A 12975-nucleotide genomic window follows, 5' to 3' on the forward strand; every position below is an offset into this window, starting at 1 on the left:
GAGGTTTTGTTTGAATGGGTTCCATGCCTGATAAAAAAAGCCGCCCGGAAGGGCGGCAAGGCGGGGAACCTGTAGGGCCTATGCGTGGCAGTCGACAAGGGTGTCCTGGGGTGAGCCGATAAGCAGCCCGTCTTCCGACGTGGCGTGAAGGGCCGTTGGCACATCAACCTTGAAGCGGCCCACCAGCGAGGCCATGTCGCGAGCCCGCTTGTCGAGGGACTCGCTGGCGGTGGCAACGCGTTCGACCAGGCCGGTGTTGCGCTGGGTGACGTCCTCGAGTTGCGCCAGTGCCTGAGTGATCTGTTCGATACCCAGCGACTGCTCGGTCGCCGCGGTGGAAATCTCCGACACCAGGGTCGCCGTCTGCTGGGCATGCTCGGAGATGGTGACCAGTGCCTCGCTGGTGGAAGCCACCAGTCGCTCCCCCTTGTCGACCCGCTGCGTACTGGTGGTGATCAACCGGCGGATCAGGGTGGCTTCCTCTGCGCAGCGGCTGGCGAGTTTCTGCACCTCCGAGGCCACCACCGAAAACCCTCGACCCTGGTCGCCGGCGCGTGCCGCCTCCACCGAAGCGTTCAGGGCCAGAATATTGGTCTGGAAGGCGATGTCGTCGATGGCCTCGACGATCCTGGTGACTTCCTGGTTGGCGTCGCGAATCTGTTCCATGGCCGTGTGGGTCTGGGCGGCGGTCTGGCTCAGATCGTTGGCGCGGCAGGCGACTTCACGGGTCATTTCCTGCGCCTGGCGAGCGGAGTCCGAGGTCTGCTTCACGGTGGCGGTGATCTGCTCCATGCTGGAAGCGGTCTGGATCAGTGAGGCCGCCTGCTGCTCCGTTCTGCTCGCCAGGTCCTGGTTGCCCCTGGTGATTTCTCCACTGACCGCCTCGACGGCGCTGGCGCTCTTCTTCAGGTTGACCACCAGGCTGGCAATATTGCTCAGCGAGTCGTTGAAGGCGCGGTAAAGCTGCGATAGTTCGTCCTTGCCAGGGACCGCCAGTCGCTTGGTCAGATCATCCTTCTGCTCGCTGATGTCCATCAGGGCAATCTTTAGAGGACGCACCACGCTGCGGGCGGTGATGATCGAAAAGGCAAGGGTGACGAGCAGGACGGCAAGCATGACCAGGGCGTGCTTGAGCAGGTAGCTGAAGGACGCTTTCTGCAAGTCGTCAATACGTGCCAGGAGGTACTGCTCTGCCGACCGGGAGATCTGCTGAATGCCATCGATATACTCGGTCTGGGCCTCGAACCACTCCTGGTGATCGATACCGAAGCCGCCGCTTGAGGCCTTTTCGAGGACCACGCTGCGCATGGCATTCAAACGCTCGCCAAGTGCGCTGTCGGTCAGCGTCTTGAGCTCCTCCTGAACCCTCGGTGATGAAAGCTCGAAGAAGTTCTTCTTGTGCACATCGGACTTCACGATCAACGAAAGCAGCTTCCTGAACATTACTGGCGATATCGCGTCGGCGCTGAAAGATGCCGCCAGTACCGCCCGTTCTATGCCGGCCAGCTCCTTGATGTTCAAAAGGTCGTAATAGGCCGTCAGCTGACGGGCGACTTCTCCTTGATCGACGCCAAAGGTCAGCTTGGCGACGATATCGATCAGCGCCTCGTTGATGTTGGTATAAGCGTCCGTCGATGCTTCGGCAGAGATGTCGAGACCATCGACCTTACGCCGTAGGTCATCCTTCTCCTCAAGCAGACGCTTTGCTAGATCGACCTGTGCTTCGATTCGAGGGTCGTGGTGGGAAAAATCGATGTCAGCGATGTAGCGGTCAAATGATTCGGCCTGGGTATTGGTCGCCTCACGTTGCACCGGTAGCTCTGTATGATAGTTGCGGCCCTGACTGCTGAGAAAGGCGGCCGTCATCCCCCGTTCGCGCTGAAGTTCGTGCACCAGATTGGCCGAATGACGCCCGAGGATCGCCACCTCTTGAAGATTGTCCATCCGGGTAACGACCGCCTGACGTTCCAGCACCGTGGAGAGCGTCATCCACAGGATGGAAAGCAGCGGCAAGAAAAGCACCAGGAAGAACTTTCTTCCCATGGTCAGGCGATCAAGGAGTGATGTCATTGGCAGAGGGCTCATGCTGGGAGGGGCCAACCGGCAGTCATGGCATGAGCGAAGTCATATCCTGGCTTGCTCATCGCTCGGACTGCCTCCGATTAGCAGCGATGCCAGGGTTATCGACCCATGAAAGCGTCAAGTTTAGAGGAATATGCTAAAGCGCTTCGCGCCAATGATCTGGGTCATGAGAGCAGCCGGTTCTCGGCCCTGATGCTCAGGTTCGACCGCGATTATTCGCTGGGTGACGGAGGTTTCAAGAGAATGGCCGCCTCGGAAGGCGGCCTGTCTTTTTGCCCGAACCTCAGAGCTCTAGCCCTGAAGGCGAGTCGGGGGGGCTTCGGTCAAGCAGGGTGGTCAGGGAGGGATGCGTTCGGATGGCGGGCATGGGCGCGATGGCTACGGCCGACGAGGGTCACGCCGATATACAGAGCCGACGACACCACGCAGCCGGTCAGCGGACCGATCAACCAGCCCACATCGGCGAACAGCATCATGTAGCCGCTGGTGAAGAAGCCGCCGAGCATGGCCGCCAGCGCCCCCCAGGCCGAGCCCTGCCAGAAGGTCGAGATGAACACCGGTCCGATCAGGCTGGCGAGCAGGGTGCCGGTGCCAAGGATGCCGAGCCAGGACAGCATGAAGGGCGGTGCGTAGAGCATCATCAGCAGCGCCAGCACCCCGAGCACCAGCACTGCGGCCCGGTTCAGGCCCAGGACACGCCGTGCCGAAGGCTGGCGTTCGGCAAAGATCGCCAGGCGCAGGTCGTGGGAGACGCTGGAGGCCACGGTGTGCAAAAGGGAGTTGGCGGTGGACTTCATGGCGAAGATGATGAACAAGGTGATGACGCCCTGGATCGCCGGATGCATGAACTGCTCGAGATAGACCGGCATGGCGCTGTCGGGGTCCGCCAGTCCCGGCAGCTTGACCCTGACGTAGAGCCCGACCAGCGGAATCAGACTGAGCAGGCCGCCGAGCACCGCGACGTAGATACCGACCTTGTGCAGCTTGACCTCGGGCTTGAAGGCCAGGAAGCGGATCGCCATGAACGGCAGCACCGCCGCGAACAGAAAGGCGTAGGGCAGGACCAGGAAGACGTTGCCTCTGGAGGCGCCGTAGTGGGCCCCGTTGGTCGGGTTCAACAGCTCCGGGTCGATGGCGTTCAAGCCGCTTTCCCACTCGTTCACGTCAATGGTGGTCAGCATCTGGATGACGATGATGACCGCCGCCAGGGCCATGCCCCAGACCATGATGGTGTCGGTCCAGGCCACCGCGGCCAGCCCCCCGAGCATGGTGTAGAGGATGATCACCCCGACCATTAGCATGGCGCTCTGGTCGAGCTCGATGCCCAGCCAGCTGGCCCCCAGAAGCCCCACCGCCTTGATCTGACTGGTCAGGAAGACCAGCAGCAGCACCACGGTGATGATCGCCGATACCGCCTGCAGTACTCGCCCCATGGCGCCGCCGCCGTGGGACTGGCCGATGTACTCGGGGATGGTGTTGCTGCCCATCTCGATCGCCTTGCGCTGCATGAAGCGGGCGAAGTAGAGCACCGCGATGACCATCGCCGGTGCAAAGAAGAAGTTGCCCAGCACCTCGATGGCACCAAACTGGTAGGTGACCCCAGGCGAGCCCATGAAGCCCCAGCCGCTGAATCCGGTGGCAACGATGGTACCGGCACCGACGAAGGCCCCCAGCGAGCGCCCGGCGACCAGGAAGCCCGCAGCGTCATCCTTGTGCATGCGCCGCGAGGACAGGTAGCCCAGATAGAGCATCAGGCCGAAGGTCATCAGCAGAAGCGCCCAATTGAACAGGGTAAAGGAGTCCATGTGCGTCACCTCGGTTGGCGGGCCTTGAGTTCTCGACGCAGGTAGGCTGCACCGGTGTGAATCAGCATGTAGAGCGTTAGAATGGCAAAGGTGGTCAATACCCAGGAGTTCATGAGGAAGCCTCTATTGTTTGTTGTTGGACGTCGACAATCGGCAGTCGTCGAGAGGTAGCGTCGATTTCCATCGACAGATTCAAGGTATTTTCTTGCCGCTGATGCGACCAATAAGAACGACAAATCGATGCATGATCTATGCCAATGAGGCCCCAGGTTGAAGACGATACCGAGTGAGTTATTGCGTACCTTCGTGACCATCAATGAGCTGGGAGGCTTTACCGCGGCAGGAGAGCGCCTGGGGCGTTCCCAGCCCGCCATCAGCCTGCAGATGAAGAAGCTCGAGGAGATGCTGGGTACTCGCCTGTTTCTGCGCGGAAGTCAGCTGGAAATGACCCAGGATGGTGACTATCTCTACCAGGAAGCCAGGGCCATGCTGGCGATCAATGACCGGCTGGTGGAGAAGCTTTGCGGAGGGGGCGTCAGTGGCAAGGTAAGGCTAGGTATTCCCAACGATTTCGAGCTGGCATTTGTGCCGCGAGTGCTGAGGAATCTGGCGCGGGTCTACCCCAATATCGAGGTCGAGGTCGACTGTGAGATCAGCAGGGTCATACTCCAGCGTTTTCACAGGCACCACTACGATATCGCCCTGGTGATGGAGCCGGAAAGGGTCGACGATGATCGCGATGCTCGGGATATCCGGGTAGATGACCTGGTCTGGGTGGTCGGCGACACGGCATTGCTGGAGGGTGAAGCGCCGCTGCCTCTGGTCACCTATCCCCTGGGGTGCCTGTACCGCTCGGCGGCGGAAGCGGCGTTGAGGGCCAGGGCGATGCCCTATCGGGTGAGCTACGCCAGTACCAGCCTGCTCGGTATCTTCACCGCGGTGGAGGAGGGCCTGGGCGTGACCGCCCTGGCGCGCAGCGTCAGCCCCGACCACTTGCACTGCGTGGATGGGGCGGACCGGCTGCCCGAGCTTGGGCGCGTCACCTTCGGCCTGCACTACCAGACCGGCGAGCTGTCCGTGGCGGCGCACCACGTGCTGGACTACCTCAGGGCCGGGCTCGCCGACATGGGGGGCGAGCGGCCCCCCATGTCACGTCCCGGCCGGTGATCGCCGGATCGGTTCAACCCACGATGTTATGCGCCGGCCCGTAGGGGAAGCCGGTGATATTGTCGGCGCCGTCTTCCTTGACCACCAGGATGTCGTGCTCGCGGTAGCCACCGGCGCCGGGCTGGCCTTCGGGAATCATCAGCATGGGCTCCATCGACACCACCATGTTGGGCTCCAGTACGGTATCGATGTCCTCGCGCAGTTCAAGACCCGCCTCGCGGCCGTAGTAGTGGCTCAGGGTGCCGAAGGAGTGCCCGTAGCCAAAGGTGCGGTACTTGAGGACGTCGTGTCTGGCGAAGATCTCGTTGAGCTCGTGGGCGATGTCGCTGCAGCGGGCTCCGGGGCGAATCAGCTGCTGTCCGCGCTCATGGACCTCGCAGTTGATCTCCCACAGCCGCAGATGGGCATCGCTTGCGTGCTCGCAGAACAGGGTGCGCTCCAGCGCCGTGTAGTAGCCCGAGATCATCGGAAAGGTGTTCAGGCTCAGGATATCGCCGGGACGCACGCGACGGCTGGTGACCGGATTGTGGGCGCCGTCGGTGTTGATGCCGGACTGGAACCATACCCAGGTGTCCATCAGCTCGCTCTGCGGGTAGGTCTTGGCGATCTCGCGCACCATGGCGCTCTGGCCGGCCAGCGCCACTTCGTACTCGGGCACCCCGGCGGCGATGGCGTCGCGTACCGCGACACCGCCCACGTCGGCGATACGCGCCCCCTGACGGATCAGCGCGATCTCTTCGGCGGACTTGATCATGCGCATCTGCATGGTGGGTACGCCGATGTCGACCAGCTCCACCTCGCCAAGGGCGCTTTCCAGCTTGTCGCGGTTGGCCAGGGTCAGATGGTCGAACTCGACCCCGATGCGTCGTTTGCCTTCGCATAGCCGCATGATGGCCTTGAAGAAGTTGTCCTTCTGCCAGTCGGTGTAGACGATGTTGTCGCCCAGACGGTTGCGCCGATACGGTTGGCCGCCGTCGATGTTGGCGCTGACGCTGGTAAAGCCTTCCTGGGTCACCACCAGTCCGTAGTCGCGGCCGAAGCGACAATAGACGAAGTCACTGAAGTAATTGATGTTGTGATAGGAGGTCAGGACCACGGCATCGACCTGCTGCTCGGCCATGTGCTGGCGCAGACGGGCCAGGCGGCCCTGCATCTCGGCGTCGCTGAAGGTGGGGGTGACCTTTTCACCGTTGGGGATCTCGATCAGAGAGGGCAGTTGCATAGGGGCTCCTTGTAATTCTTGGCCGACAGGGCGGTGGTTCTCATCCTGCGCTGGCGCCAGCCTCGACGCTGACCACCACGCTGGATCGACTATCGCCGTGGAGCCGTCAACGGCGCCAATCACAACCGCAAATGCCCCCATTTGCGCCAGAAAAATGGTTCTTGAACAGTGCGTTAAAGGAGTGTCTGGAAGCGCTTGTGGTTGCCGCCCGAGGCCTGTCGAAGGGCCACCCTGACCACTGTCCAATGGCTTTGCATAAATCAGGCTTATGCAAAGCATAAAATCTTGAAAATTGTCTAATACGCCTACCTGGCCGAGTCTCAAGTGACGCCTGTCTTGCCGTTAATAAAGCGGTGGCGGGCCCAGATCACAATCACAATGACTCAACGGGTACCCCCATGACCTCCAGGATGCTCCCCCTGCTGGCGCTTGGCGCCTTCGCCGGTCTTTCCACCTCGGCCCAAGCCCTCGACATCAAGCTCGGCCACGTGCTGGCCCCTACCCATAGCTGGCATATCGCCGCTGAAGGCTTCGCCGACGAAGTGCGCGAGGCCACCGAGGGTCGCGTCAACTTCCAGGTCTTCCCCAGCGGCCAGCTCGGCAACGAAAAGACCATGGTCGAAGGCATGCAGATCGGCAGCGTGCCCGCCGGGGTGATCGGCTGCGGCTCCTTCCAGCCGCTGGACGCCCGCTTCGGCATCGTCGAGCTGCCCTACTCCTGGGCGGACCGCCAGGACGCCTACGCCGCCTACGACGGTGAGCTGGGCGAGGCGCTGGAAGCCATCGCCTCCGACTACAACATGAAGATCCTGTCCTGGTGGGAGAACGGCTTCCGCCACGTCACCAACAACCAGGGCCCGGTCGAGACCCCCGAGGACCTGGCCGGTCTGAAGATCCGGGTAACCCCGGACAAGATGCGACTGGATACCTTCACCGCGCTTGGCGCAAGCCCGGCTCCGCTGTCCTTCGGCGAGCTCTACTCGGCGCTGCAGCAGGGGGTGTTTGACGCCCAGGAAAACCCGCTGTCGATCATCCACTCCTCGTCCTTCTTCGAGGTCCAGGACTACGTTTCGCTGACTGGGCACGTCTGGGCACCGGCCTGCCTGACCGTCGCCAACAACGTCTGGCAGCGCCTGTCCGAGGACGACCAGGCGGCGGTCCAGCAGCTGGCCGACGCCTGGCGTGACGAACAGCGCCGGATGACCCAGGAGGACGACTCGCGCCTGGTGGCCGAGCTCGAGGCCGAAGGCATGAGCGTCAACGAGGTCGATACCACGCCGTTCAATGCCGCCGTCCAGGGCGTCTGGGCCGACTACGAAGACGTCTTCGGCAGCGACCTGATGGCGCTGGTGAAGCGCTACCGCGAAGGGCAGTGAGCGCGATGACCGTGCACGGCCTGCTGCATCCCGTGGCGCGTCTCGTCTCGCGCCTGTGCCTGGCGCTGGCCGGCATCGGCGCCGCCCTGCTGGCGGCGCTGGTCGCCTACTCGGTGTTCATGCGCTGGGTGGTGGGGGCGCCGCCCCACTGGGCCGAAGAGCTGCCCCAGCTGGTGCTGGTGTGGACCGCGCTGCTGGCCGGCGTGGCCTGCACCTACAAGCGCAGCCACCTGAGCGCCGGACTGATGTCGCTGCTGGTCGGCTCCCCTGCCATTCGCCGGCTGATCACCCGGGCCACCGACCTGCTACTGCTGGTGATGCTACTGCTGCTGGCCAAGGCCGGCTGGGACCTGGCCTGGTTGACCATGAGCCAGACCACCACGGCGCTGCAGCTGCCTGCGGGGCTGGTGTATCTGTCGGTGCCGGTGTGCTGCGCCGGCATGGCGCTGGCGCAGTGTGACCATCTGCTGGCGCGCCAGCCGCTGCCACAGGAGGGCGACGCATGACCCTTGGTGCCTTGACCCTGGTGGGCGTCTTCGCCCTGGCGATCCTGATCGACATTCCCATCGCCTTCGGCCTGATCCTGGCGGTGCTGTCCTATCTGCTGATGTTCGGCGCGGCGCCGATGATGGTCTCTGCCCAGCAGTTCGTGGCGGGCATGGAGAGCTTCACCCTGCTGGCCATTCCGCTGTTCGTGATGGCCGCCCAGTTGATGAATCACGCCGGACTGACCCAGCGTCTGGTGCGTCTGTGCATGGCGCTGGTGGGCGACATCCGTGGCGGCCTGGCGGTGGTCGCGGTGCTGGCCTGCATGATGTTCGGGGCACTGTCAGGCTCCGGCGTGGCCGACGTCATCGCCATCGGCAGCATGCTGCTGCCGGCGATGCAGCGCAGCGGCTATCACCGCGGCTTCAGCAGCGCCCTGGTGGGCACCGCCAGCTCCATCGGCACGGTGATCCCGCCGAGCATCGTGATGATCGTCTACGGCACCACCTCCAACACCTCGGTGGGCAAGCTGTTCATGGGCGGCGTGATCCCCGGCCTGCTTTTTACCCTGGCGCTGGTGGGGGTGGCCATCTATGTGTCACGCCGCAACGGCTGGTCCGGTGGTACCCGGCCCGAGCCCGGCGAGCGCAAGCGTGCCTTTATCGCCGCCCTGCCGGCGCTGCTGGTGCCGGTGCTGATCATCGGTGGTATCCGCTTCGGCGTCTTCACCCCCACCGAAGCCGCCGCCTCGGCCATCGTCTATGCGCTGATCGTCGGCACCCTGGTCTATCGCAGCCTGAGCCTTCGGGACATCGTCGACAGCGTCATCGCCACCGCGGAGACCTCCGGCGCCATCCTGGTCATCATCGGTGCCGCCGGCATGTTCGCTTGGGGCCTGACCTACGAACAGGTGCCCCAGGCCATCGCCACACTGATCGGCGAGATCACCGACAGTCGCTACGGCGTACTGCTGCTGCTGACCATAGTGCTGCTGGTGCTCGGCTCCTTCATGGAAAGCATCGCCATCATCATCATCGTCACCCCCATCGTCATGCCGCTGCTGGTGCAGTACGGCATCGACCCGGTGCACTTCGGGGTGCTGCTGACGGTGAACCTGGCGATCGGCGCCAATACCCCGCCGCTGGGGGTCGACCTGATGGCCGCCTGCCGCATCGCCGGAATCAGCGTGATGGAGTCGTTGCGCTACCTGGGACTGATGCTCGGGGCGATGATCGCGGTACTGCTGCTGATCACCTTCGTGCCCGACATCGTGCTGTTCCTGCCGAACCTGATGGAGTGACCCATGGCGTCCTTGATTCCGACTCCTTTGTCCCTGACCCAGTGTCGCAGCTGGCTGTTCGTGCCGGGGCATGACCCGGCACGCCTGGATCAGGCGCTGGATAGCGGCGCCGAGGCCATCATCGTCGACCTGGAGGAGTTCACCCCGGCCGCCGATCGCCGCCAGGCCTGCGACGACTTTGTCGCCTTCGCCGAGCGCTGCCGGCAGCACCAGCGGCTGCCCATGGCGCGCATCAACCCGCTGACCCAGGGCGGCAAGGGCGAGCTGGCGGCGCTGATGCGGGCACGACCAGCGGCCATCTTCCTGCCCCAGGTCGAGTCCTCCATGGACATCGTGCTGCTGGCCCTGGCTCTGGCCCGCGAAGAGCGTCGCGTCGGCCTCGAACAGGGCTGTACCGCGCTGATACCGACGCTGGAGAGCGTCGCCGGTGTGGGCGCCGCAGCGGAGATCCTCAAGGCAAGCCCGAGGGTGAGCGCGGCGCTTCTCGGCAGTGGCGACCTGTCGCGTGATCTGGGCATCGCCGCCGACGCCGCGCCAGACGAACGGACTAGCGCCCTGGCGCCCTGGCGCCAGCGCTTCGTCGACGCCTGCGCCAAGGCCGAGTGTCTGGCCATCGACGGCCCCTGGCCTTACCGAGAGGGCTTCGAGCAAGACCTCGAGTGGGCCATGGCGCAGGGCTTTCGTGCCCGCTGCGTGGTGCTGCCCGAACAGATCGCCCCGCTGCACCGCGCCCTGACAGACGCCTGAACCGCCTTTACCACCAACAACGATATCGAGAACCCTGACATGAGCCTGCCAGCCTCCACGCTTTCGCCAACCACGTCCCTTGCGCGCCGCAATGGCGGCCAGATCCTGATGGACCAGTTGCGCGCCCACGGCGCCCGCCGGGTCTTCCTGGTGCCGGGGGAAAGCTACCTGCCCTGCATCGACGCCCTCAACGAGCATCGGGGCGCCATCGAGCCCATCGTCTGCCGTCAGGAAAGCGGCGCCGCCTACATGGCCGAGGCCTACGGCAAGCTGACCAACGAGCCGGGCATCTGCTTCGTGACCCGTGGCCCGGGGGCTACCAACGCCTCCATCGGGGTACATACCGCCTTTCAGGACTCGACCCCGATGATCCTGTTCATCGGCCAGGTAGGGAACGACTTCGTCGAGCGCGAGGCCTTCCAGGAGATCGACTACCGCCGCATGTTCGGCCCCATGGCCAAGTGGGTCGCCCAGATCGACGCCACCGATCGTATCCCCGAGTACATCGCCCGGGCCTATCGCGTCGCCACCAGCGGGCGTCCCGGTCCGGTGGTGCTGGCGTTGCCGGAAGACACCCTGTGGGGCGAGGCCGAGGTGGCCGACGCCCAGCCCATGGCCAAGCTGCATTCCCACCCCGGCGCGGCTCAGCTCGAGGCGCTCAAGGCGCGGCTGGCCGAGGCCGAGCGGCCCTTCCTGCTGATTGGTGGTAGCGGCTGGACGGCACAGGCTCAGGCCCAGATGGCGGCCTTCGCCGAGCGTTTCGAACTGCCGGTGGGGGTGGCCTGGCGGCGGCTCGAGTGCTTCGACCAGCGCGACCCGCGCTTTGTCGGCCACGTCGGCTTCGCCATGGACGACGCCCTGCGCGAGCGGCTTGAGCATAGCGACCTGCTGATCGCCGTCGGCACCCGCATGGGCGAGGCCACCAGCGAAGGCTACTCGTGGATCCAGTCGCCGACCCCGCGCCAGGCGCTGGTACACGTCTACCCCGATCCCGAAGAGCTGGGTCGGGTCTACCATGCCGAGCTTGCCATCAACGCCGACGTGGTGGGCTTCGCCGCCGCCCTGGAGGGACTGGCGCCGGACACCTCACCGCGCTGGGCCGACCAGACCCGCGCCGCGCGCGCCGACTACCTGGCGACGCTTGAGCCCCAGCCGGCCCCGGGGCCGCTGAGTCTCGACAAGGTCGCCGCCAGCGTTGATCGTCGCCTGGACGGCCAGGGCTGCATCAGCGTGGGGGCCGGCAACTATGCGCTGTACGCCCACCGTTACGTGCGCTTCGCCGGGCTCGGCAGCTCGCTGGCGCCGACGGTGGGCTCCATGGGCTACGGCCTGCCGGCGGCGATCTCGTTCAAGCTCGAGCACCCCGACCGCCCGGCGGTGTGCTTCGCCGGTGACGGCTGCTTCCAGATGAACCTGCAGGAGTTGGGGGTGGCGCTGCAGTACGACGTCGGCTTGGTGATCCTTCTGTTCAACAACGGCATGTGGGGCACCATCCGCGCCCACCAGGAAAACGACTTCCCCGGCCGCGAGATCGCCCTGACCTTCACCAACCCGGCCTTCACCACCCTGGTCGAGTCCTACGGCGGCCTGGGCGAGATCGTCGAGCGGGACGAGGACTTCGACGCCGCCTTCGAGCGCGCCCTGGCCTTCGCCGAGCGCGAACGCCGTCCGGCGCTGATTGAACTGCGCTACGAGGCCGACGGCATCGCCCCGGGCAAGCGCCTGAGTGCCATCCGCGAGGCTGCCCTGGCGCGTTGAACAGGCTGCCCTATGGCGTATCGTCAAAAGCGAGGGGTGCCTGGGCGGCGTCGGCCACGTCGATACCGGTGGTCAGGCGGTGCTCCATGGGCACCTTGGCCATGCTGGTGAGGAAGAACTCGATAAAGGTTGTCTCCGCCACGCTGGCGCGGCCTTCGCGGTGCCACATCAGGTGCAGGTCGATGTCGGCCACGCCGTCGTAGGGCGGCAGCGGCCACAGCTCGCCGTCCGCCACCTGCCGGGCTACCAGGTGCTCCGGCAGGCAGCCGATGCCCCAGCCCGCCATGACCATGCGCTGGATCTCCTGCAGACGACTGGACTGCCCCACCACCGGGCCCTTGAGGCCGTGCTGGGCGCGGAACACCGCCAGCGGCGACAGCACCCCGTCGAGCTGCTCGCTGCCGAAGGACACGTAGGCCTCCTGCTTGAGTTCTTCCATGGGCAGGCTGTCGCGGCCGAACAGGCGATGGCTGCGCCCGCAGTACAGCCGATAGCGCTGGCGCGCCAGCACCTGACTGTCGAGGTTGTCCGGGCAGCTCTGGGCCAGACAGATACCCAGCGCGCTCTGGCGTTGTGACAGGGCGTGCTGCACCTCCTGACTCGACATGTCCTCGATCTCGAAGGTGATCTGCGGATAGCGACGATGGAAGGCCGCCAGCACGCTGTCGAGAAAGCGACACTGGATACCGGTGATAAAGGCCAGCGAGACGTGGCCGGCCACCTCCGGGTCCGACTCCCCCACCGAGGCCGCCAGGCGTGCCACATTGGCGTAGATATCCACCGCCTCGCGGTACACCAGCTGACCCGCCTGGGTCACCCGAAAGCGATGGCTGTCGCGCTCGATCAGCTTCTGGCCCAGCCGTTCTTCCAGCCGTTTCAGCGACAGGCTCACCGCCGGCTGAGACAGGTACAGGCGCACCGCCGCCTTGCTCACGCTCTCTTCCTGCACGATGACGATAAAGGTCCGCAGCAGGTTCCAGTCCAGGGTGTCGTGAATCGGCCGCATCACCGGCTCCTTTCATTTCTGTCAGC

Annotated in this window: 10 protein-coding genes; 6 read left to right on the forward strand and 4 right to left on the reverse strand. The window is 64.6% G+C overall.

The genetic code is table 11. The features are described 5' to 3' along the window. Positions 1 to 78 precede the first annotated feature (78 nt). Together KUW00_RS06805 and KUW00_RS06810 are read right to left on the reverse strand one after the other, a co-directional pair. Positions 79 to 2070, reverse strand: coding sequence for a methyl-accepting chemotaxis protein (locus KUW00_RS06805; RefSeq protein WP_222568637.1), 1992 nt, complete (start codon positions 2068 to 2070; stop codon positions 79 to 81). 335 nt (positions 2071 to 2405) lie between these two features. Beyond that, positions 2406 to 3887, reverse strand: coding sequence for a sodium:solute symporter (locus tag KUW00_RS06810; protein ID WP_222568638.1), 1482 nt, complete (start codon positions 3885 to 3887; stop codon positions 2406 to 2408). Between the two features lie 270 nt (positions 3888 to 4157). On the opposite strand from KUW00_RS06810, the gene KUW00_RS06815 reads away from it, so the two are divergent. Next, positions 4158 to 5054, forward strand: a complete 897-nt coding sequence (locus KUW00_RS06815) for a LysR family transcriptional regulator (RefSeq protein WP_222516290.1) — start codon at positions 4158 to 4160, stop codon at positions 5052 to 5054. 13 nt (positions 5055 to 5067) lie between these two features. Here the strand turns inward: KUW00_RS06815 and KUW00_RS06820 are convergent, their stop codons facing one another. Continuing rightward, positions 5068 to 6276 carry a M24 family metallopeptidase gene (locus tag KUW00_RS06820; protein ID WP_222568639.1) on the reverse strand — a complete coding sequence of 403 codons (1209 nt, stop codon included), beginning with the start codon at positions 6274 to 6276 and terminating at the stop codon, positions 5068 to 5070. 398 nt (positions 6277 to 6674) lie between these two features. Here KUW00_RS06820 and KUW00_RS06825 point away from each other — a divergent pair, with 398 nt between their 5' ends. Genes KUW00_RS06825 through KUW00_RS06845 form a run of 5 tightly spaced genes read left to right on the forward strand, consistent with a single transcriptional unit; the run spans position 6675 to position 11943 of the window. Continuing rightward, positions 6675 to 7652, forward strand: a complete 978-nt coding sequence (locus KUW00_RS06825; protein ID WP_222516291.1) for a DctP family TRAP transporter solute-binding subunit — start codon at positions 6675 to 6677, stop codon at positions 7650 to 7652. A 5-nt stretch (positions 7653 to 7657) separates the two neighbouring features. Next, positions 7658 to 8158: a TRAP transporter small permease gene (locus KUW00_RS06830; RefSeq protein ID WP_261392038.1), complete on the forward strand. Its 501-nt coding sequence runs from the start codon at positions 7658 to 7660 to the stop codon at positions 8156 to 8158. Continuing rightward, entirely contained in the window at positions 8155 to 9438 is a 1284-nt protein-coding gene (locus tag KUW00_RS06835; RefSeq protein WP_222568640.1) for a TRAP transporter large permease, read from the forward strand. The genes KUW00_RS06830 and KUW00_RS06835 overlap by 4 nt, the downstream gene beginning before the upstream one ends. 3 nt (positions 9439 to 9441) lie before the next feature. Next, positions 9442 to 10185, forward strand: coding sequence for an HpcH/HpaI aldolase/citrate lyase family protein (locus KUW00_RS06840; RefSeq protein WP_222568641.1), 744 nt, complete (start codon positions 9442 to 9444; stop codon positions 10183 to 10185). A 39-nt stretch (positions 10186 to 10224) separates the two neighbouring features. Beyond that, positions 10225 to 11943, forward strand: a complete 1719-nt coding sequence (locus KUW00_RS06845) for a thiamine pyrophosphate-binding protein (protein WP_222568642.1) — start codon at positions 10225 to 10227, stop codon at positions 11941 to 11943. A gap of 10 nt (positions 11944 to 11953) precedes the next feature. Here the strand turns inward: KUW00_RS06845 and KUW00_RS06850 are convergent, their stop codons facing one another. Next, positions 11954 to 12949 carry a LysR family transcriptional regulator gene (locus KUW00_RS06850; RefSeq protein WP_045992342.1) on the reverse strand — a complete coding sequence of 332 codons (996 nt, stop codon included), beginning with the start codon at positions 12947 to 12949 and terminating at the stop codon, positions 11954 to 11956. Between the last annotated feature and the right edge of the window lie 26 nt (positions 12950 to 12975).

Origin of the sequence: Halomonas sp. DP5N14-9 (assembly GCF_019802175.1) — a bacterium.
GTDB classification, from domain to species: domain Bacteria; phylum Pseudomonadota; class Gammaproteobacteria; order Pseudomonadales; family Halomonadaceae; genus Halomonas; species Halomonas litopenaei.

Bases quoted from the DNA above. Each gene is read 5' to 3' on its own strand.
- KUW00_RS06845 (WP_222568642.1), top strand. From the start codon at position 10,225: ATGAGCCTGCCAGCCTCCACGCTTTCGCCAACCACGTCCCTTGCGCGC.
- KUW00_RS06805 (WP_222568637.1), bottom strand. From the start codon at position 2,070: ATGACATCACTCCTTGATCGCCTGACCATGGGAAGAAAGTTCTTCCTG.
- KUW00_RS06840 (WP_222568641.1), top strand. From the start codon at position 9,442: ATGGCGTCCTTGATTCCGACTCCTTTGTCCCTGACCCAGTGTCGCAGC.
- KUW00_RS06820 (WP_222568639.1), bottom strand. From the start codon at position 6,276: ATGCAACTGCCCTCTCTGATCGAGATCCCCAACGGTGAAAAGGTCACC.
- KUW00_RS06810 (WP_222568638.1), bottom strand. From the start codon at position 3,887: ATGGACTCCTTTACCCTGTTCAATTGGGCGCTTCTGCTGATGACCTTC.
- KUW00_RS06830 (WP_261392038.1), top strand. From the start codon at position 7,658: ATGACCGTGCACGGCCTGCTGCATCCCGTGGCGCGTCTCGTCTCGCGC.
- KUW00_RS06835 (WP_222568640.1), top strand. From the start codon at position 8,155: ATGACCCTTGGTGCCTTGACCCTGGTGGGCGTCTTCGCCCTGGCGATC.
- KUW00_RS06825 (WP_222516291.1), top strand. From the start codon at position 6,675: ATGACCTCCAGGATGCTCCCCCTGCTGGCGCTTGGCGCCTTCGCCGGT.
- KUW00_RS06850 (WP_045992342.1), bottom strand. From the start codon at position 12,949: ATGCGGCCGATTCACGACACCCTGGACTGGAACCTGCTGCGGACCTTT.